This window comes from Saccharopolyspora sp. NPDC050642 (assembly GCF_040654735.1).
Lineage (GTDB): Bacteria > Actinomycetota > Actinomycetes > Mycobacteriales > Pseudonocardiaceae > Saccharopolyspora > Saccharopolyspora elongata.
Genome location: NZ_JBFAIN010000060.1, coordinates 1 through 23,004 on the forward strand (window position 1 = coordinate 1; position 23,004 = coordinate 23,004).

1 protein-coding gene is annotated in these 23,004 nt (G+C 66.3%); it reads left to right on the plus strand.

Annotated features, from left to right (window positions below):
- Positions 1 to 68 precede the first annotated feature (68 nt).
- Positions 69 to 22,838 (plus strand): hypothetical protein, encoded by a 22,770-nt coding sequence (locus tag AB0H93_RS42010; protein ID WP_358582017.1) that lies wholly within the window; start codon positions 69 to 71, stop codon positions 22,836 to 22,838.
- The last annotated feature ends 166 nt before the right edge of the window (positions 22,839 to 23,004 follow it).

A 23,004-nucleotide genomic window follows, 5' to 3' on the forward strand; every position in this document is an offset into this window, starting at 1 on the left:
GGGAGGTCTATGACGGGGTGGCGCGGGTGGTGTGGCTTCGGGCTAATCGGGGCGAGGCCGCTGAGGTGGTGTTCGACGAGATCCTGGCTGGTTTGAGGGCTGAGCAGTCGGCTGCGGGGGCATCGTCGCAGGCGCTGGAAGCGGGATCGTCACAGACGCAGACGCAGACACAGGCGCAGGCGCAGGAACAGGTGCTGGACGGCGAGTCGCACGCGCCGAGGCGAGGCCTGAGGTGGGCGGTAGGGGAACGGGGGGAAAGCTCCACCGGTCCTGTCGCCGACCGGGCTACCGTGGCCGGCCCGGACGATGACGTGCCGATGGGCGATGTCCCGACGTTCTCTGACGACGACGTCTTCGGGGGCTTCGGGGACGCTGACGGCTCCGAGTTTTCCGGCAACGCTGGGGATGAGCCGGGTGACAAGGGCGAGGAGGTTGTCGGGCGGCCGCGGGTTACTGCGGAGCAGGGTCCGGCTAAAGCGGATGTTCGGTCGTTGGAGTTGACGACTGATGGGTTGGAGTCCCTGGCGCGTGACCTTGAGCGGATCGAGGCGAGGCTGGAGTCGCCGTCGTCGTCGCTGTCGGAGAAGGATTTGGAGAACGCCCAGAGGCTGGGCGAGCTGAATCGTGGCCCGGTTTGGAATTCAGCCGTGCGGAGGGGGCTGCTGCCGGTGCTCCCGGCCGCTTCGAGTGCGTTCACTGACCATGTCAAGACGATTTTCCGGCATATCGCGGCGAAGACGCCGTTGGCCGTGGAGGTGGTCAAGGGGACACCGGAGCTGGCGGGCTTGCTTCACGGGGATGTGAGCCGGATTCCGCCGGCGGGGTGGCTGGCGGTGCTGGCGCACGGGGCTTGGGGGTCGGGGAATGTTGCCGGGACGCCGGTTGGGCCGGTTGAGCGGTTGACGTTCGAGGGACTGGAGGGGGTGGCGCGGAAGCTTGGTGATGAGGCTGGGGTGGCGCGTTGGGCTTTGCCGCCGACGGACGGAGTACCCGACGAGAAGTTCGAGAAGTCGCGGGAGCTTGTGGCGGAGTTCCTGGTCAAAGCCAAATATGCTGTGCGTTCGGCGTTCCTGGAGAACCTTGTGAGTCCAGATGCACGGGGTCTCTTGCAGCAGCTGGAGCCGGGCAAGCGGGAGGCTGTGGAGACGTTCGTGGCGCATGTGGTGGCGTTGAATCCGTTTGCGTTGCGGGTGATGGCGAAGACCGAGGCGTTCCACAGCGCCCCATCGTGGGGCGACACCGACGGCTGGACCGACACGCGCGCACCCGCCCCACCCAGGGAAGTTGCGGCAATCTTGCTGAATCTGGTCGCCAGGTTGGTTCCTGCACAGCCGGAGTCCGCCGGAAGTCAGGAGGATGCGGATCCCATCATGCCTGCGGGATTGCGGGCGGTGGTCAGCGCTATGGACCGGGCCGAGAAGGACCTCTCGATTTTCAGAGAATTGCAAAAGCGGCGGCCGGTTCTGGTCGAGGCGAAGCGGAAGGTCGCCAGGGCTTATGGCGAGCTGAGCCCGGTGGATCGTCAGGTCTTGGTTGGCCTGGACCCGGTGGTTCAGAGCGCGATCAACAGGTTCGTCGCCGAGGCATCGGTGAGTGGCTCGTTGGCACAGAAGCTGGTGTTGCAAACGGAAGAGCTTCGTGGCTCCGCCGGTGACGTCAAGGCGTTGCTGAAGGCTGTTTCGAGGGGTGTGGATTGGAGACCGCTGGCGGCGGCCGCGGAGGGGCACGATGCGGCGCCGGAAGGCGGCGGGTGGTCGGTGGCGAGTGGGGTGTCTGGGGATGGGACTAAGCGGCCGGCGTCTGGTGTGGAGCAGGTGGGTTCTTCGGCGGAGCGTCAGCCGGGTGATGAAGGTGAGGGGTCTGGTTCTGGTGCGAGGTTTGGTGGGTTGGTGTGGTCGCCGGAGCGTGTGGTGGCCTTGGTGGCTGGGTTGGATGCGGAGGAGGGGGCTGTCGCGGAGCGTACGGCTGAGGCTGTGGCGTTGGCGCATGGGCGGGTGAGCCCGGAGGTGGAGGGTGTTTTTGCCCGTCTGCCCGATGATGACGTTCGAGAGGCGGTGGATCGGTTTGTGGGTTATGTGCTGGAGGGTCGGCGGTCTGCGTTGCGGGTGGTGGAGCGGACGCCGCAGTTGTGGCGGGCTACTGGTTCTGCCGAGTCGTTGCTGGGAGCTGTGGCGGCGGGTTTGGCGTGGGGCGCGTTGGAGGGTGGGTCTGCGGCATGGGACGGGTTTGCGCGGGCGTTGGCTCGTCGGGGGGCGTCGTTTGATGGTGAGGTAATGCCGCGGTCGTTGAAGATGATTCCGGAGGATCGGAATGTGCGGGCGGTGCTGGATGAGACGGTGATGCATGCATCTACGGAGGATCGGGTTGCGGCTGAGGCGCTGGTGGTGCGGTGGCCCGAGGGCGGTTTGGGGGGTGCTGCGGGAATTCAGGCGTGGCACGTGCCGGCGGTGGGGGAATTGCCGCCTGGTCTGAGTGATGCGGGTTTCCGGTACTCGGTGTTCGTGGTCGATAACCAGGGGCAGCAGCTTGATCTGGTGGTCGATGACGCGCGCGGTGTTCTCAACAGGTTCGCTGACATGAACCAGTTGGAGGAGAGCCGGCCTCGGCATTATGACGCTGCGCTCGCCGCGATTAGCCGGCTGTTGGAGATTGGCGAGTTCAGCGCCGCGTATATCGACGGCGTTGCTCGGATGATCGCGCGTGGGCTCGGGGTGCTTCGTCCCGAGCTGGTGACGTCGTCTGATGCGCCGCTTGCGGTGGATCGTGGAGACGGTCAGGACCCGTTGACGAGTGCAGAGGATATCTACGAGGCCGCGGGGGATCTAAGGAATCTGAGGCCGGACCCCAACCACCTGCAGGCCGCGCAGGGAATCGTCAGCGAAACCAACCTGTTTGACACCCCGGTTGATCCTGACTTTGTCGATCTCGACGGTGACGGCTGGGGCCCGTACAACACGCTGTCTCGCCTCGTTGCCGAGCGGATCGCGAACAGTGACTGGAGCAAGAAGCGTCTGCGGGAGTTCGCGGTTGGTCTTGGCCACCATCTGGGCACGGTCAATCCGGCGTGGTGGGTGCAGTTCGAAGGGTTGGGCGGTAGCGGCCCTGATCAGGTTGGTCAGGAGACGCCAGCGGAGCCGGTGCAGTACGACCCGGAAGAACTTCGCGACTGGGAAGAGCGGCAGCTGTCCGGGGGTGGGCACGATCCGGCCGGGGCCGGCCCGTCCACTCAGCCGCCGCCGCGGCACACCGCACCCGATTACGTGGTGGGATCACGGCCCGATCTGGAGTGGGAATTGCAGGGCGCCGTGCGCGTGGTGCAGGATAACTTCAAGATCCAGATCGGAACATTGCGCGGTGTTTCCGGCTGGGACGAGGTCGTACAACGCCTGCAAGCGTCTGACAGTGTCCGAGCCTACGGCGTGTTGTTCGACAGCTCGAACGGCGCGGCGTGGGGACTAGAGCGCGGTCAGACGGAGCTGCGGGCTTGGCGCGGCGGCCACAAGCAGCCCCTCTCGGAGGTTGCCGAAGTCGCGGAAGGCACCCTCCACCTGTTCGTGATCGACGGCAACTACAAGGTGTTGCACGGCACCACGGTTCCCGTGACGTACCCGTCGGTCCCGTCTGAGGTGCTGAAGCGCGGTGACGTCTGGGGCGGCGCGGCGGCGGTCGATAGTTTCACCGAGGCGACGGGACTGGATCCGGAGGTACAGCCGTTCCCGAACAAGGCGCCGGCGTTGTTCCGGAGCCTGTGGGCGTTGGCGGAAGCCGCGGACTCGTTTGACGCACTGGTGCTCCGGGACGTGGGCGACGGCGGCGTCAGCGCGGCATGGCATCTGACCCGGCAGGCCGTGCTGGATGCGGAGATCCCGCCCGAATTCGGATCTGAGGCACTGGACGAGCCGGTCTGGTACGGCGTTTACGTGGCTGCCGATGGTATGAGGATCGCCCACGACGTGGTGATCGATCCCGCGAAAGCCGCTGCGGTGCTGCCCCGGCCGATCGCCCAGGACGTGGTGATCGATCCCGAGGAAGCCGCTGCGGTGCTGCCCCGGCCGATCGCCCAGGACGTGGTGATCGATCCCGAGGAAGCCCCTGCGGTGCTGTCCCGGCATGAGCTGGATACGCGCTTCGTCGGCGGGCGGTTGGCGGCTGAGGCTTTCGTAGCGGCGACGGGCAGGTCTCCGGAGCTGCGGCTGCTCGGCGGTGATCGCCGTGAGGCGAGGGCGCGTCTGCGTGCGGCGGCCGTTGTTGCGGATCTTGCCGGGGTCGTGGTGGCGACCCGCGAACGCGGGGCGGGAGGAGCCCCGCCCCGCGAACGCGGGGCGGGGCTCCTCCACGTTCCCGGCGCCGGGAATGCGTGGGTGCTGACCTGGAAGCAGGTGGCGCATGAGCAATTCGGGCCGGAGTTCTCACAGAGCGAGGTCGACTACTACGCCCACGCGGTCGACAGCGCAGGCAACACGATCGACCTCGACCTGGACCAGCTGTCGAGCATGGCGCAGGCCGAATATGCTCCGCTGACCTGGACGTCGGAGGGAATGCGTCAAGCGGCACAACACCTTGCGAGGCTTGGGGAATCACGGGTCGACGTCCAGCGGCACACCGAGATCCGGGCGAAGGTGGAGCATGCCCACAGCGCCTTGCGCGCGGAGTCGCGGGCCTTCCTGGCCGCGCTGGACACTCCGGACCGGGACGCCATCACCGCGATCGTCACCTACGTGCTTTACGGCACCAAGGAAGCGGCGACGATGCTGGTGGCGACACCGGAACTTTCGAGCTCCTCTTGGCGGTCCGCCACCAGCTTGCTGGACGCTTTCGCGACGCACCTGCGGACGAATCGGCCTGCTCACTTTGGTGAGATCGCCCCGCAGCCGACGGTTGCCTCCACTACTACTGCGGCGGCACTCGCCGGGGAGGAATCAGCAGATACGGCGGCGCCGCCTGTGCCGGTGGAGGTTGATCGGGTGATCACCCGTCAGCAGCTGATGGAGAACGTGGTTGGGGGGCGTGAGGCGCGGCGGGAATTCCGGAGCGCGCTGCGTGATCTGGAGCTCTCGGTCATGGAGCCGGAGCCGGTTCTGTTGAGTTCTGATGCCGGTGATGCTTGGAGTCAACTGGGGAGTTTCGCAGACGGGGATGTTTTTGCTCAGGCGCTGATAGTGCGGCTGCCGCGATCCGGGGGGGCTGGGCAGGCTTGGCGTGTGACTGTTGTGGAAGTGCGAATGTGGGTGGAGTTCGACGAATTCCCTGAGATTTTTGCGGATGATTTCTCTGATTACTACTTGTACGCGGTTGATGATCAGGGGCGTGTGGTTTTTGGCGGGTCTTCGGGTACGGAGCCGGTGGCGGAGGAATCGGTCGGGAGTGGTGTTCGCGGTGATGAGGTGGACTTTGGGGTTGATCATCCCGATTTCGCCGTTGATGGGATGGCTAGCGAACAGGCTCGGCCTGCTGGCTTTGGTGAGATCGCTCCGCAGTCGACTCCGCACTGGACGCTCGAGGGTCTGGGGGAGGCGGCGGCGCTCGCCGGGCAGGAATCAGCAGGCGCGGCGGCGCCGATTCCCGGTTGGTGGTCGGTGGAGAGCGCGTTTGGGGGGCATGAGGCGCTGGAGGAATTCCAGGGGGCGCTGCTGCGTGAGCGGGGGTTGCCGGATGTGGAGCCGGAGCCGGTTCTGTTGAGTTCTGATGCCGGTGATGCTTGGAGTCAACTGGGGAGTTTCGCAGACGGGGATGTTTTTGCTCAGGCGCTGATAGTGCGGCTGCCGCGATCCGGGGGGGCTGGGCAGGCTTGGCGTGTGACTGTTGTGGAAGTGCGAATGTGGGTGGAGTTCGACGAATTCCCTGAGATTTTTGCGGATGATTTCTCTGATTACTACTTGTACGCGGTTGATGATCAGGGGCGTGTGGTTTTTGGCGGGTCTTCGGGTACGGAGCCGGTGGCGGAGGAATCGGTCGGGAGTGGTGTTCGCGGTGATGAGGTGGACTTTGGGGTTGATCATCCCGATTTCGCCGCTGATGGGATGGCTACCGAACAGGAACGCCCGATCCTGCCGAGGCGGACGCCCGATGTGATCGACAGCGACACGTTGGCGCGCCTGGTACCGGGTGGCCAGGAGGCTAGTTCGGATTTCTTGCGGGAGACGCAGATTTCTCCCGTCGAACCTACCCACATGGCGCCGCGCGCGGCGGATGTTCCCGATGGGCAGTCCCCACGGCCGCAGACACCGAGCCAGCAGCACGAGGAGCAGCAGGCTGATCCTGATTCGGTTGACGGGCTGACCTGGACGCTCGACGACTTGGCCGCAGCGGCGGAGCGGCTTCACAACGCCGAGCACAAGCGCCTGTCGCCGGAGGAGCGAGCCAGTGCCGAGAGCCGCTTCGTCCAGGCAATGACAGAGGTGGAAAACGCCAGCACGACGCTGACCAGGCCGCAGAAGATCTTCCTGACGGGCCTGGAACCGGAGTACGTCGAGGCCATCAGGACGATCATCGCTCTCGCGTTGATCGGCAGTCCGGCGACGACGGAAGCGTTCGCGAGGACGACGGGGTTGGAGTTTGACCACGGGCGCCAGGCTGACGTGTTGCTGACGACCTTCGTGCAGCAACTGCTGGATCACCGGCCGGGATCGTCGGCGTCGGTCGCGCAGGAGCCGGCGGCGGAGACCGCCAGGCAGTCGGACGAGGTGAGCTTGCCGTCGGTTGAGCCGTTGACGGAGCGGCCCGCGCCGGTCTCGCGGGACGGCGCGCGGGACGAGTCTTCGGACAGCGACGGATCTTCCGTGGAGTTCGATGGAACGGCTGCTGACGATCAGGTGATTGAGCACGAGAATCCCGGCCAGGAATCGCGTACGAACGCGGCCGGCGTCGCTGGTGGTGACGTGATCACCCGTGAGCAGCTGAGGGACCACGTGGTCGATGGACCCGAGGCGCGGGAGAACTTCCAGCAGGCGCTGAGGAATCGACGCCCACGCCTGCCGGACGCTGAACCGGAGCCGGCCTTCTTCAGCGACGATGCGAATATCGCCAAGGCTTTGCTGACGGCTCTGGCCAATGCCGGTGCGTTCCTCGAGGCGGTGGTGGTGCGGCTGCCGAAGACCGGGGCGTCGGAGTTGGACGGGCGGGCTTGGCATCTGAGTGTTGAGCGGGTGCGGGAGTCGGGATTCCCGGCCAACTTCGAGGATGCTGGCTCCAGGTACTTCCTGTATGCGGTAGGCGACGACGGTAGTGCGGTCACCGGCGATTTCCCGATCCGCAGCCTTGAGGGCGATCCTGGGGCGGGGTCGTCGTCCGGGCCTCGTGTCGGTGGCCCGGGGCCGGAAGAGGTCATGGGTGAAGCGGGGGGGAGCTCGGCCAGTCGCGTCCCCGACGGGTGGGTCGGCGCGCGGGACAGGTCTTCGGACGACGACGGATCACCCATGGAGGTCGATGAAAAGGCGCCCACTGAAGTACTGGCAGTGGAGCCCGGTTCCGGGTCGATGAGTGAGCAGGACGCGGATTGGGTTCGCCGGATGTTCGCGGGTTTGGAGCGCCGGGCCGCGGATGCTTTCGCTCGCGGGGAGGTCAGTGACCATCCGACGCGCGGTCCCCGGCTGTTCGGGAACACCCGGATTCGGCCGGTTCCGGCGGTGTTGGACGTCGATCTGATGGAGTTGCCGCTGCGCCAGGTGTGGGGATTGTTGCAGCGCGCTGACATGATTCGTTCGGTGTTGCCGGACGAACCGTTCACGCCGGAAGCCCTCGACGAGGCTGGGCGGGACGTCGTCATCTTGGAGTCGAAGTGGACAGCGGCTGACCGTCAGATCTTGCAGGATCTTCCGGAGCAGTTCCGAACCGGTTTTCGGCTGCCCGCCAAGCGGGAGATCGCGGTGGCGCGGTCGGCGATCTGGCTGGGTGGCCCACTGGACGGTTCGCCGCGGACGGCGAAGTTCATCGAGGGCTTGGCGGCGACACGGCGCAATTTCAATGGCCCGATGGTCCTCTTCACCGACGTTCCGCGGGCGGATATCCAGGCGTTGAATGGGCTCGCGCTGCGAGGTGATCGGCTCGACAGTGTGCGGCGGATGGTGCGGATCGCCGGGCAGCTTGGCATGTGGGTGGTCAATATCGACGAGCTTCCGCTGGCGAAGGTGTCCGCGCCGGTGGTCGAGCGGGTCCTGATGGACCGGACGAAGAGCAGCCCGTACGGCTATGTCCAGGCCAGCGATGCGTTGAGATGGCTGCTGAGCTTCGCGCTCGGCAACCTTTACCTCGACGGCGACGCCGTCCTCGATCGGCCCCAGGTGTTCCAGCAGGTGCATATCTCGGATGTCGGCTACCGCTTGCTGGACAGACAACGCGTAGAGCGGGAGGACACCGGTGGGTTCGTCAACAACGACGCGATCCTCATGTCCAGGGGGCACCCCAAGGCACTGGGTTATCTGGGTACATATGCTCGTGTCGGAGAGCTGACACAAATCGACCTGTTCGGAGATCGGCTCTACAACCGGCCCGCCGACTTCTTCGACGAGAATCCCAAAGGGATGTTCTGGTTTGATCATGGTTCGGTCACGGGCAGAACGGGTCCGGGCTTGCTGGCGAGTGTCCGGCGGGATACTGGCAAATTCCACCTGCTTCCGGGCGTGAGCGGAAGTTATGCCAATTCGTGGGCGGCCGCGGTCGTCCCGTCAGCGGAACCGAAGATTGCCCAGGAGGATCATGCGAGGTCGGAGGAGTTGGTGGCCAAGGTCGCCGACGTCCTGATCTTGTATCTTTACAACCGGCCGCACGACATGTTCTACCCGGCGGTCAGGAATCTGCTGAGCCGGCATGAGAACCCTCAATTGGTGTTGCAGGCCGCGAGTACCTTCATCGCGAGTGTTCCGGCGTTTCGTTCCCGGGCCGTGTCGGTGACCAACGCGGAGTTCCGCAATCGCGAGTGGCACCACGTGGCGACGACGGCCACGCTGGAGGAACTGTTCACTGTGACCGGTGGTGACGCGCTGACGTGGCGTGGCTACCTGAGTGGGCCGGCGCAGCTGAAGCGTCCGCCGGCGGAGCTGCTGCCGGAAGGACTCATCACGGCGGGCGGGTGGCGAAACGCCCTGACGCCGGTCGCCTCGGCGCAGGAGAGCCTGATGGCCACGCTCGTACGCTGGCGAGTGGCTGGCGAGGCGGGGCACTGGTGGAACTACGGCATCGCGGCAATGGGACCGACGCTGCTGAACCACATTGATGTGCACAGGCGTATGCACTGGGCCCAGACGAAGGTCGCGCTCAACGTCGACGACGTGAGGGGCATCATCGAGTCCGTCGACTTCGAGCGGGTACCTGGCGGGGTGGACGCGCTCATCCTGATGTTTTCCGGAAAGCCGCACGTGACGGCGGTCGTCGCCGGCAAGAAGGACGGGGAGTGGTCCCGTGCCTGGAACGTGGTGTCGTCACCCCAGAATGGTCGCCCCATTCTCGTTGACACGGAGAACTTTCAGGAGGATGGGAAACCGCTACTGGGCGAGTTGCGAGCCACTCTGTCCGAATATGACGAGTTGTACGCCTCCGCGGTCAACGTCGATGGCACTCCTCTCACGGTGGCGAACGCCGGGGGGCAAGCGGGCGCCGGGAGGCCGCGATGGGATCGGAACCTGGCCCTTGGCATGGCCGCGCACCTGAAGTCGCTGGAGTCTCGGACCGGGGCCGGCACGGACGCCCTGCGCGCAGCGCAGGCGGAGCGCCTCCGTGCGGCGTATCAGCGGTTCGACAAGCGTCCGACGGACGACGAGCAGGTCTTGGCCGCGACGAGGAGTTTGTTGAGCGGTTTCGGCCTGGAAGAGGCCGTCGAAGTGATCACGCTGCACGCCTGGCGGGGAGCCGAAGAGGTGAGACGGCTGCTGCCGTCGGACTTGCCGAGCGATCTGAACGAGTTCGTGCCCGCGGTGGCGAAGATCATCGCGTTGGACGTGGCCGGGTCGATGGAGTCGCCGCCGCTGGATCACCTGCGCGAGGATGCCTCCGCTGAGGAGATCAAGCTGACCGTCCGGCGGCGAGTTGGCCAGTATCTGACCAGCTTGCATGAGGCTGCTTCGGAGTTCGCGAACCTCGACGACATTACCGACGAGCAGGTGCGCGAGGACCGCACGCGGCAACTGGAGCACGCCAGGCGTGCGGTGGCTTTGATCGATGGCGCGGCCCTGCGTGAGCGCGGTCTGACGGCGGAGCAGCTCGCGTTGATCGTCGCGCAAGACCTTGACCCGCTCGATGAGGTCTCGTCCGCCCACGAGGTGGTGCGGAAGATCGCGGGGCGCCTGGGTATCGCGATCGCGGAGCCTGGCAATCAGCCGGCACACGTGGTGAGCGGGAAGGTCCCGGCAGGTGTGGTGCCCACTGGAGGTGCGGTCGGCCTGAATCGGCCGGACGGCCGCTGGACTGCCGAGGGCGTCGTGGCTCTGGCGTCGTGGATGGGGTGGCCGTACTCCGGCGATGCCCTGCATTCGGAGCTCTCGCGCCGCATCAAGGAGACAGTGAAGAAGCTGGTGCAGGATGCGGCGCCGGGTGTTCTTGGTGGTCGGGAGTTCATCGACGGCAGCCTGGGCAAGGCCGTTGTGGTACTCGCCGCGCATGAGCTGTGGGATCCCAGCCGCCGCTCCCGCGGCGGGGAGGTCGCGGTGTCCGATGCGGCTGATCTGGTCCGGGAGATCATCACGGACCTGGCGGGTGTGCCCAACCCCCGGGAGGTGAGCCTCGAGAGCTTCGAGAGCCGGGACGAGGCACGTGCGTGGGCCGACATCAACGCCGAACACATGCGGCAGATCGGCTCGTTGTTGCACATCCCCGGTGCGTTGTGGCGTCACCCGGATTACGACATGTTGTGTGTGTATGCCTTGGGGGCCTTGTACAACTCGATGAAGACGGGTGAGCCGTTCAGGTTCGATCCGACAGGCGATCTGTCGAGGCGGGTACGGCCCTCCGATGTCGTGCGTGAGTTCGGGGTGGGTGGTTTCACCGAATACGACGGCGGGCGGAAGAGCCTTATTGATGTTGGTCGTGAGCTGCCTGAACGTGGCGTTGGCGTGGCTATGTGGACGGTCAATGGGGATGAGTACCACCTGGTGGGGGTCTGGCGGAATTCCCGCGGGCAGGTGTGGGTGCTCGATGCGTCCACGGGGTTGCCCGCCGCATTGCCCGGCGGAACCTACTACTTCGGTGTTGTCGACGCGAGCAAGCTGGATGGAGGGCTCATCCGGTTGCCCGGTCTCAAGCCCGGCCGTGACGACGGGCGCGACGCGCAGCGGCGCATCACCGAGATCGTGGAGCCGGGGCTGCGCCGGGATCGGATGTCCGCCTATCCGGCGGTGGATCGTGCGACGTTGGAGGAGTTCGCCCAGGGTGACGGCGCGATCGGTGAGTTCCGTGCCGATACGGGTCGTGATCCCCGGCCGAGGGTGATCGCCGCCAGTGACGACGTGTGGGAAGTCTTCACGCGGCTGGCGAGGCAGCCGAACGTCGATCGGGTGTTCCTGCTCGAAGGAGCGCGGGGTGGTCTGCGGACGTGGCGGCTGACCGGTGACGATTTGCGTACGAGGAATGTGCCGGAGGGCTTGGGCGGCGACGACGCCGTCTACTTCGTTGACGTGGCCGATGTCGATGGAAATCTGATTGAGGTCGGTTCGAAGCCGAAGGCCGCCCTGGTGGAAGAGTCGGCTGGGGTTGTGCGTGAGTTGGGGCGGCTCACGGACCTGATGTACTTCGTCGACGACCGCGGCGAGCGCCGGGCGGTCGCGGAGCGGTTCGGTGGGGCGTGGGAGCTGGCGCGGGTGGTAAGCGAGTTGCTGCCGTCCAGCAGCGAGCCCGGGTCTGATGTTGTGGTGCACCGTCAGCTGCGTCGGCTGGGGGACGTGGTGCGGTTCCTCGACGCCGGCACTCCCGGCGCGCTGGTGGGCTACGTGGGTGGGATCGACGCCGCCGTCAAGGTGACCGGTGCGGCCCCGGAGACAGTGCGCGGCTGGGTGAGTGGTGTCGTCCCCGAGACCGGAGATGCTGGGCGCCTGCGGCTGGCCGCGCTCGAGCGGGTGGTCAAGACCTTCGGCCGGACGGCGAACATCCAGCGGCTGGACCAGCGGCTGGCGGACCTGACCACTCAGCAGCGCAGGCAGTTCGACCTGCCTGGGGATGTCGCCAGGTTCAGTGATGTGCTGGCGGTGTTCGCACGAACTCCGGCGAGTGACCGGGTGCGGTTCGTCGACGATCTCGCACGCGTTCTGGGCCTCGTCGAGTCGTCGTCCGGGGAACAGCGTGGTGGTGGCTTTGTGGGTGGCCGCGACCGAACGGAGCGTTTGGAGCGGACCAATGCCCCGGCCGAGGCCGGCGGCGGGTGGGTCGGTGCGCGGGACGAGTCCTTGGACGACGACGGATCCCTCGCGGAGGGCGACTTGGCCGCCGTGGGGGATCCGGTCGATGTGCTGATGGGGGAGTTGGATCCGTTCGCGGAGAACGAGCAGACCGCGTCTTCGGTTCGGTTGACGCCTGAGGTGCTGCGTGACGCGGCGGACAGGCTTCGGGCGGCCGAGCCGCCGCGGCCGCCGCGGACGGACGCGGAAAAGCAGGTTTCCGCTGACCTGCGCGAGGCGTCAAAGGAGGTCACGGACATCGGGGCGCGTCGGGAGCTGGCGCATTCGGGGAACGTTTTCCGGGCCAAGTACCCGAGGACGTGGGAAAGTGTCAGGGTGGTCGTCGTCCATGCGGCGGCGGGTACGGACGCGGCGCTGCAGCTGCTCACGGAGTGGGGCCTTGAGTTCGAGGGGCAGCGACGGAGTCGGGATGATGTCGCGACGTTGCTGGCTGACTTGATGCGGCGTATGCGCGAGTTCCCCCCAGGCCCCGAAGATAAGCTCACGAAGGATCAGCGGAGGCTCGTCCCGTACCTCGCCGAAGGCATGAGCGAGGCGCAGATCGCAGACCGACTGCGGTGGTCGCGGAGTCGCTTTGACGACCAGATCGAGGGTCTGAGGGAGGATCTGGGCCTCGAAAGCCGTGCCCAGGTCGCCTGGTGGGCATACAACCAGAGATCGTCGGCGGGTAGCGGGAGGCTGGATTTCACGTCGGAGTCGCTGCGCAGGGCAAGGATCATGCTGCTGGCGGCCGAGCCGAGGCCGGCGCGGTCGGAGGCGGAGCGGCAGATCCTCGATGATCTGAACAAGGCGTCAGAGGCGGTCAAGGATGCCTATGACGGCAGGGAACCGGCGCGGCGGGTGGACGAGGGTACGTGGGCCGATATCTCGGTGCTCGCCCGCCATGCGTTGGCGGGCACGCCGGAGGCGCTGGAGCTGATCAATAGGTCGGAGCTGGCACATTTGGTGGTCAGCACGGTATTCGAAGACCACACGGTCGAAGAGAAGATCACGGTCTCCGCTGCCTATCTGGTTGACCAAGTGGTGCATCGTGCGCGGGCTGCGGCGGATTCCGGCGGCTCTGGCGATAACGCCGGCGAGGTGAAGGGTAAGGGTAAGAGCAGGGGTTCCGAGGAGATTTTGGGGGTTGCGTTAGCAGCCGAGTTCCGGGCTCATCCGAATGTGCTGTGGGGGTGGGAAAAGTGGTTGGGCGAGGTTCGTGACGCTGTCGATAAGGATGGTGTTAAGTCGCGGGCGTCGAGCGAGAAATCGTTCGGGAATTATCTGTCTATTGCGCGGAAGATTCTTGGTTCGGGTTCGGGTTCGGGTTCGGGTGCGGCGGGGTGGGTCGTGGCCACGTCTGGGAAGTACATGTTCATTCCGTATGCTGCGGTATCGGATGGTGAGAGGTCGGCAGGGGATCGAAAGCGCTTGAACTGGGGCACTGTGCTGGCAGAGCGTGAGGTCAAGTTGTTGGCGGAGTTCGCCAAGAGGCCTCGGGGTTTCATTCCGATGGCGGAGATCGAGGAGTACAGTGGAAAAACTTTGATGCAAAAGGTCTCTCAGATCAATGGGTTGTTGCGGGCGAATAGTGCGGGTCATATCTTTATTGTCAATGACGACGTGCGGGGTAAGGGGTTCATATATACGTCTGGCGAGGAGGGGGATCGGTTGTTGTCGAGGGACGAGATCCCGGACGTCGATCGCACACAGTTGCGGCCCAAACGCCGGCGGTATGGGTGGGAGCTGCTGGTGGGTGACAAGTGGCGGGTGTGGTTGAGTGCCGATGCGGGGCAGTTGTTGTCGGACCTGCAAAAGCGCGTGCCGCGGCGGGTGGACGAGTCGTCGATGCAGGCATTGGACGAGCTGCACTCGGTCGGCGTCGATACAGGTGTGGGGAACCTGGTGGTCGGGTCTGTTGGCGGGAACCTACGGCTGGAGCAGGCCGGGCATGCGGCGACGCTGACCAAGTTGGATGACCCGGAGCTCGGTGAAATGAACTACCGCGGGCAGCAGGAGGCGCGGAACAAGCGGGGGCTGGAGGCGCCGGAGGGGTCGCGCTTCGTCAAGCGGCAACGGCGTGCCGCGGAGAGCCCGGTGCGGTTGGAGTCGTTCAATCACGTTAGCTTCGCGCCTGACGCGACCCCAGACAAGAGGTTGGAGGCGTTCTATCGGGCGAATCCGAGTCGCCCCATACCCAGGCGCATTCTGCTGGAGGGGGCGAGGCTAACAGATACAATGTTCAAATCCCAGAACTTTGTGGTCCAAAAGCGTTTGGATGGCGAGGGGATCGATGCGGGGGGCTGGATTGTCGCCGAGAAACGTGGTGACGAGAACGCTTTTCTGTTTGTGCCCAAGATGTCGGTGGCCGATATGCCAACGGGGCACCGGTTTACCGCGGTCGACTGGGGGAAATTATTAACACCACGCTTGTTGGAGATGCTGCATTTTTTCGCGCAGGAGCCGGGGCAGGAGGTCTCTCGTACTAAGCTTCGGGAGAGTATCCGGGGTCAGAACTCCGACGATGAAACAGGCCAGGATGTTGATGAAAGCATCCGGAACCTCAACAAAGTGTTGAGGCTGCACGGTGCCGGGATCATCGTTTCGCACGGGTCCAGCAAAAAGGGTGGCGGTGCGAGATCGTTGCGGTATACGACGACCGGTGCGGAAGGGGATCGGCTGGTTGATCCGTCCACGATCGAAGATCTGATGACTAGGGTGCGGCCGCGCGGGGATTCCCCGCGGGCTGCGGGTTTGTTGATGAAGACGTCTGGGTGGTGGGGGTGGTTGATGCGCGATGAGTTCGATGTGATGCGTGAGCTGATGGCGGCTCAGCGGGGTACGTTGGTGAAGCCTGATGTTTTCGAGAAGCCCTGGGGCACGCTCCGGCTAAAGCGACTGGAGCGGATCAGGGATCAGTTGAACGAGGTCCTGAAAGCCCGGCCCGACCCGGAGGTGCCTGGGCGGGAATCGGTGGGTTCGGGTCGGGTTGAGTTTGACCGCAAGGAGGGGATGAGGTTCGTTCGGGGGCCGGGTGCGGAGGAAGTGAAACTGGTGGAGGCGGGGGATTCGTGGGTGGGGGGTGTGTGGACCAGGGCGCGGGTGCTGTCGGCGGTGGAGGGCGTGTCGGCGCTGGAGCGACCGGGCGATGGTGAGGTGGCGGATCGGATCTGGCGCGAGTTGGGTTCGGTGGACGGGGTTGACGCCCTGCAGGCTTTGGCGGGTGAGTCGGGGGCGGTCTATGACGGGGTGGCGCGGGTGGTGTGGCTTCGGGCTAGTCGGGGCGAGGCCGCTGAGGTGGTGTTCAAAGAGATCCTGACTGGTTTGGTGGCTGAGCAGGCGGCCGCGGGGGCACCGTCACAGGTGCAGGAACAGACGCGGGAACAGGTGTGGGGATCGGCTGAGGCGGGGCAGCGTTGGACGGGGCCCGGCTGGACCTCGGCGCGGGTGTTGTCGGCGTTGGACGACGTGTCCGGGTTGCCGCCGGTGGACAGCTTTTTGTTTCCGGCGTTGATCGGCGGGCTGTTGCCGGAGGAACTCACCAGGGACGAGTACGACGCTGTGGCGCGGATCGTGTGGCATCGGACCAAGCATGGCGAAGAGCAGCTCCCCGCGGTGGTCGACGAGATCGTGAGCGGTCTGACCGCCGAGCGGGAACCGGCCGGCCAGCAAATGACGGTTCCCGCTCGGGAACAGGTGCGGGAACAGGTGTGGGGATCGGCTGAGGCGGGGCAGCGTTGGACGGGGCCCGGCTGGACCTCGGCGCGGGTGTTGTCGGCGTTGGACGACGTGTCCGGGTTGCCGCCGGTGGACAGCTTTTTGTTTCCGGCGTTGATCGGCGGGCTGTTGCCGGAGGAACTCACCAGGGACGAGTACGACGCTGTGGCGCGGATCGTGTGGCATCGGACCAAGCATGGCGAAGAGCAGCCCCCTGCGGTGGTCGACGAGATCGTGAGCGGTCTGACCGCCGAGCGGGAACCGGTCGGCCAGCAAATGACGGTTCCCGCTCGGGAACAGGCGGCCGGGTTCGGTGCCGACGCCGGCGGTAGTGCGGTCACCGGCGGTTTCCCGATCCGCAGCCTTGAGGGCGATCCTGGGGCGGGGTCGTCCGGGCCTCGTGTCGGCGGGCCGGGGCCGGGTGGGGCCACGGGTGAGTGGTCTGGTTGGCCGGAGACGCCGGGGCCGCGGTTGCGGTGGGATCGGGATCTTGTTCTGGGGATGGCGGCTCGACTGGCGGCTGGGGACCGTCGTCGGTCCGAGCCGGAGGATGCGGTTCTCGCGGATGCGGTGCGGGCGGCGTATGAGCGGTTCGACGAGCCAAAGCGCGGTCTCGAAACCCGGAAGTTCTTGGGGCGTCGTAATTTGGCCGATGCCATCCAGGTGATTGCCGTGCATGCCTGGAAGGGGCGTGCGGAGGTGTGGTCGTTCTTGCCTCCGACGTTGCCGCGTGATTTGAACGCGTTTGTGCGAGCGATGGCGAACGTGGTCGCGCAGGACGTGAAATGGGCGATGGGGGATCCGGGCGCGGCCGCACACATGAGTGCCGGCGACGGCGGGGTGGTGCGCGAGCTGGTGATTCGGCGGGCGGTCGGCCAGATCTTGTCCGGTTTGAGCGAGGTGGCCCGGAAGTTCACGGATCTGGACGGCCTCCCTGCCAACGTCCGGCAGGAGCGCGCGACGCAGTTGGCGGCGGCGCGGCGGGCCGTGGGAGACGGCATCGATCCGGCGCAGCTGTTGGACAATGGCTTGACCTTGGAGCAGGTCGCGCTTGTGGTGGCGGATCAGGTGGATCCCTCACGTGCGGAGGAGTCGGCGCGTGACGAGGTGCGGTGGTGGGCGCAGACGTTGTCTGTTGGCCCTCCGGCGTCCGGGCAGGCCGGGGCGCTGGTCGGGGATGTGCACGCCGTCGAGCCAGAGCCGCCGGTAGCTGTCGACGCACCGCGCGATGCGGGGGATGGCGTCAAGGAGTCCTCGCCCGATGCGCTGGATCTGCAAGGCATGAATCCGGACGAGGTTCCGGATCGGGCGAGGTCGCTGCGTGACTGGCTGAAGTCGTCGGTGGCCACGCCGGGAAGCGATGACGCCTCGACGGCAGTGGCGTCGGGTCAGCCAAGGCAAGGCGAGCAGGGATTCGTCATGGACCTGCGTCGGCCCGAAGAGGGGCGGTGGACGGCTGAGTTTGTCCTGCAGAAGGCGAACGAAGTGGCCGGGCAGTTCGCGGCGGGTGTGTGGTCGCGTGCGGTGGGGCTGGTGCGGGATGCGGCGCCGGGTTCGCTTGGTGGCCGGGAGTGGGCCGATACCCAGGTGGGTGCGGGTGTGGCGACGATCGTCGCGTCCGGGATGTCGCGGATCGATTCGCCTTTGTCGGACGCGGCGCGGTCCTATGCGGACGAGTTGGTCCGGGAGATCGTCACCGATCTGCTGGGGTTGCCGAACCCGCCGGTGGTGACCCGGGATGCGTTCAGCCGGGAGGAGGCGCTGCGGTGGGTCGCCGTCAACGATGGGTTCGCGTCGCAGGTGGCGGGGTTGGCGCACCATGCGGGCGGGTTGCGGCACCACGAGGACTACTTCTACACCTGCGTGCTGGCCACGGCGGCGGCGTACAACTCGCGCAAGCGGGGGGAGTTGTACTCCTTCGGTCCGACGACGCAGCGGGAGTTCACGGAAGAGGACGTCGTCGAGGCGTTCAAGATCGATGAATTCGTGCCCTACGACAAGGCCGGTCTGCTCTGGGAACTGGGCGAGCTGCCTGTCCGGTATTCCGGTCTGATTCTCATCGAGAACAGCGAAAAGCCCGACGAAAGCCATCTGATCGAAGTGCGGCGGACCCCGCGCGGCCGGCTGGACATCATGGACAGGCGGACGGGGCTGCCGGCCGAGTTGCCCGACGGCCGGCCGGGCCAGTACACCTTCAAGCTCGGCAAGATCGTCGAGAGCAGGCTCACCGACGGGCTCGTCGAACTGGACGGGCTCCAACCGGCATCCGCCGACCGGCCCGATCCCCGCCGGCTCGTGCGTGAGATCGGCGAGGGCAGGCGGGACAAGGTCCGGCTCGGCTACCAGCCGACGCTGAAGGCAATCCTGAACGAGATCAGCCTGGCCAGGATCGCCAGCTTGGGCATGGATGTCGACCAGGTGGCCGGAATGATCGAGCGCCGCTACAACGCGGAGGCCGCGTCGCAGGTCAAACCGATCGACGAGATCGCGTGGGATGTCGCGCACGACCTGAAGGTCGTCAAGCACCGGTCGCCGAGCCTGCCGGAGCCGGTGGACGTGCCGGTCAACGACGAGGCCGGCGACCCGGCTGCGGCAGCGGGCACAAGGCCGTGGCTGTATGGGATCGAGCTGTTCGAGAAGATGCACGCGGATGTGCGGCGCGGTGAGACGGTGCACGTGCTTGGCGACGGAACCGTGGGCACGCGGACCTACCGGGTCGTCGCTGCGGGAGCTGCCGAGCAAGCCGCGAACACGGTGGGCGAGCAGGTGCGTGCGGGGTTCGACTATGCGCGCGCCGTGCACCTCGCCGGGCAGTCGCGACCAGAGGATCTGCCGGCCGGCGAGGATCTCGCCATCGTCACCGAGCCGGGGTTCGCGGGGATCGTCCCGCCGCACGAGGCCGACCCGGCGACCGAACAGGTGAGGATCTCGGTCCAGGAGGACTTCAGAGCCAACCCGCCGGAGCAACCGGCGGAGGCGCCGGAGGTCTGGACCGTCGAGGACGTCAAGGCTCTGGCCGAGAAAGTCAGCGCCACCAGCGGTGACCGGTATTCGGTAATGCGGATGGCGCTCGCCGAAGCCAGCATGAGACTGCTGGTTGGCATGGTGGATCTGCAGCAATTTGCCAAGGCGGTCATATGGCACCACCGCGGAGACATCCGGGACCGTTCCGCCGTCCGTGCCACGGTGAAGAAGATCGCGGCCGACCTCAAGGCGAGCAAGGCGGACGGGCGACTGATCAACGACTCGACGACGGTCACGTTCGAGGACAGTCGTGGCACCGCGCTCTCCGGCAGGGATGCGGAGACCGCGTCCTACGTTGGCCTGACATGGATCGACAAGGCGTTCCCCGGCGATCGAGAGCGCGACGGAGCCGACTCCACGCAAAACGCATCGAGTGCGAGTTCCGGCGTGGAGCCGATCCCCGGCGCTGTGCGGCGGAATCTGCCTCGGATCGTGCTGCACGTCTACGGGGACGCGAGCGAGCGCGAACCCCACAGTGGACAGACCAAGGCGGAACGGGTCGTCGCAATGATCCGTGAGACGGTGGGCCTCATGCGCGTGCTGTATCTCACGAGCGGCATGCCGCTGTCGGGGGCTCCGGACCCACGGGATGTCCCGGTGACGGTGGTGTCGCACGGGGAGGACGAGTTGCGGGCGATGCCGGAGTCGTCGGCGAACCTCCTGCGGCGGCAGGTGCGGATCGAGCTTGACGACTCGACTCCGCGGGCCGAGAGCGAAAGGTTCGACACGTGGCTGCGGAACCAGCCGGACACCTTCCCGGTCCGTGACCTGAGCGAGCAGTGGAAGGAGGAGCCCCCGGTCGCGCCGAGGACGGAGGAGGAGCGACGGTTCCCGCAGTTGCCGGATGACCAGCGCCTCGATGAGCGGTCGGAGCTCATGGTCGCTCTGAATTCGAATGAAGGCGGGCCTGGCGTCACCCCGGCCGTCTATCAGGGCATCCGCGGCGCCCTCGAGTTGCAGAGGAACTTCCACGGCGATGGCGCCAAGTCATTCGTCACTTTCTCGCCACAGACGGATTCCGGCATCGAAGGGCTGGCCGCGATCATCGCGCGAGTGCGTGGCGCTGGTGCAGGCACGTTCTCCGTCATGCTCGGGTATGGCGCGTCCTCCAAGGGGCGTGTCCGGGTTCTGCTCAACCTGGGTCGAGACGAAAAGGGCGATCAGGTGTACATCGTCGATCCCGCGAACGGGGACAAGCTCAGGGTCGAGAACCTGGAAACGGCTCCCCGCAAGGAATTCGAGAACCGGCAGAGGGACGGGGTCACGGTTCGGCAGGAGGTGTGGAGGCATGCGGTCCGCTCTGTGTCGGTGAGCGACGAGAACTCCGTGCGGTGGGAGATCAAGGAGATCAAGGAGATCCGGCAGAGCCGCTCCGAGTCGTGGATGAGGATCCAGAATCCGGTCACCCGCGAGGAAATGCCGCATGACGATCTGCCCGGACTCTTGGAGCTCTACGAGGTCACCGTCGACGCCCGGGGCAACCAGGTGATCGTCGCCCCGGCGGAGCCGAGGTACAGGCAAATCACCGACGCACCGGCCACGGCGTCTCAGTTCGGGGGACTGCGGTCGGTCAAGGCCGAGGGACTCGTCGAAGCGCTCAAGGCGTACGAGAAGCACAGCCGGAATCCGTCGGATGTCATCGCACGGCACACGCTGGAGCAGTTCGGGATCGGCGACGTCGGGGTGCGCGAGGTGCGCCAGCGGATGATGATCGCCAGGCACGGCGATCCGGGGCGGCCGGGCCCGTTCGCGATCATGTTGGTGCACGCGATCGAGGAACCCCGTCCGGAGGCCGAGGTCGGTTCCCATCGTCGGAAGGGGCCGCCCGGGCTGGTGCTGCCACGCGCATACGTCGTGCGTTTCGACGGCGATGAGCTGACGATCGTGGACCCCCGGACCGGGGTAGTGGCGTCGCCGGCGGACTTCGGCCACGCCGGCGTGATCGAGGCGGTCGGTATTTCGGTGTCCAACCTTGTGGCGGACCCGGTCGACGCCGACGGCGAGTACGTCAGCCCATCGGAGAAGCCCGGTGGCGCCGGGAATTCCGGTGCGCGAGTGGGCGGCGGGCCGGGCGACGAGCCGGTGACGGAGGACGACCCTAATCGGCCGTTCGGTGCCGGACAGTCGGGGAGCTCCACGCCGGCGGCGGATGCCGACCCGGCCGGTCAGCTGCTGAGGGAGCTGAACGAGGCGACGCTGTCGGACCCGGCTTCCGCCGGTGTGCTGCCCGAACCCGACCTGTTCGGGCTGCTCACGCCCGCCAACCCGCCGGAGTTCCTTCGCGGTCACGACTACTCGGAGATCACCGCGGGTCAGGGCTTGGACCTGCTGCAGCGTCTCGACCTGAAGCGCCCGGCACCGAACTGGTCCGACGTCGCGCCACACAACCTGCAGGATCTCGACGACTTTGTCCTGACACGGGAACTGCCCGAGCACGAACGCGGCTGGGCGGAGAACGAAACGCCGCTACCCGCCGAGCTGCAACTGCTGCGCGCCCGCGCCTCCATCTGGTTGGGCGGTCCGCTGGACACCAGCAGCCCGGCGAAGGTCGAACTCCGCAAGAACATCGCGGAGTCCGAGAAGCAATTGCGGGGCTGGGCACCGATGGTGGTGTTCACCGACGTACCGCGTGCGCAGTTCGAGGAGGCCGCGAAAGTCCCGGTCGACCACGAACCGGACTCGCTGGCCGGGGTTCGCGAGATGCTGGCGTGGGCCGAGGACAACAACGTCGCGCTGGTCAACGTCCACGAGGTGTTCAACAGTTCGTGGCCGATGCCGCACCAGGAGGCGTTCCTGGCCGAGCTGGCGAAGCAGACCAAGCCCGGCTACACCGCGTCAAGCGACTACCTGCGGGTGGCGCTCGGGCAACGCTTCGGCCTCCCGTACAGCGACGGCGAGTACCAGACCACTTGGCAACTGCTCGACGAGATGCAGCAGGTGCTGGACTCCGACGAGGCGTACGGGATACACAAGCGCGGCGGCACGGTCAACAACGATCTCCTCGTGCTGCCGAAGGGACACCCGTTCGCTGACAAGTTCTTCGATCGGATGAGTGACAATTACGGCAAGACGCAGGCTGAGGTACACGAGTCGCCGGACTTCCTCCCCGCCGAGAGCTTCGTCACCAACCCGCAGCTGAGGTCGCGCCGGTACTCGGTCATCTCCCGCACCGGACCGATCAACATCGCAAAACTCGCCGACGAACTCGGGCACGGAGGCGGGGACCGAGGAGCCATCACCGGACCGGCGATGAACACCGGCGGCCAGTGGGTCACCCGCCCTCGTCCGCAGCCGTCGATCTCGCTGCAGGATCGCGCGGCGACCGTCGAACTGACCCAGAAGGTCGTGCAAACCCTGGCCCGGGAGTTGCACAATCGCGACGGTGACCTGCACCTGACCCTGGTGGCCGACGCCGTGCACCAGCACGAGGCACCGGACGTGATCTGGACGGCCGCGCTGGGTTACCTCGCGCAGCGGCCGGAAATCGCCGGGCTGGTGCGGACCGTCACCGACCGCGAACTGGTCAGCATCACCAGCGACCAGCACGAGGAGCGCCGCGTCGAACTGCCGGAGCAGGCCCGGCAGTACCTGCGGTTCCTGCCGGGGGAGGAGACGCACCGGCTGGCCGAGTACTCGCGGCCCGCCAAGATGACGCAGGATCTGCCCGGGCCGGACACCGCGTCGGACGGCGCAGCGGGCCAGGACCACGAAGGCGGCTCCGACCACCACAATCCGTAAGACCGCAGTCGGTGCCGGAACCGCAGCACCAGGACGTGAACTGGTACCTGCCCGTCGGGTACTAGATGATTGATTCCAATTGGGGCCGCAGCTGCGATACCCCACGCGACGGCGGTGTGCGCTGTCGCAAGCGCGCAGCGCTTAACCCACCCTCGCAACTGGCACC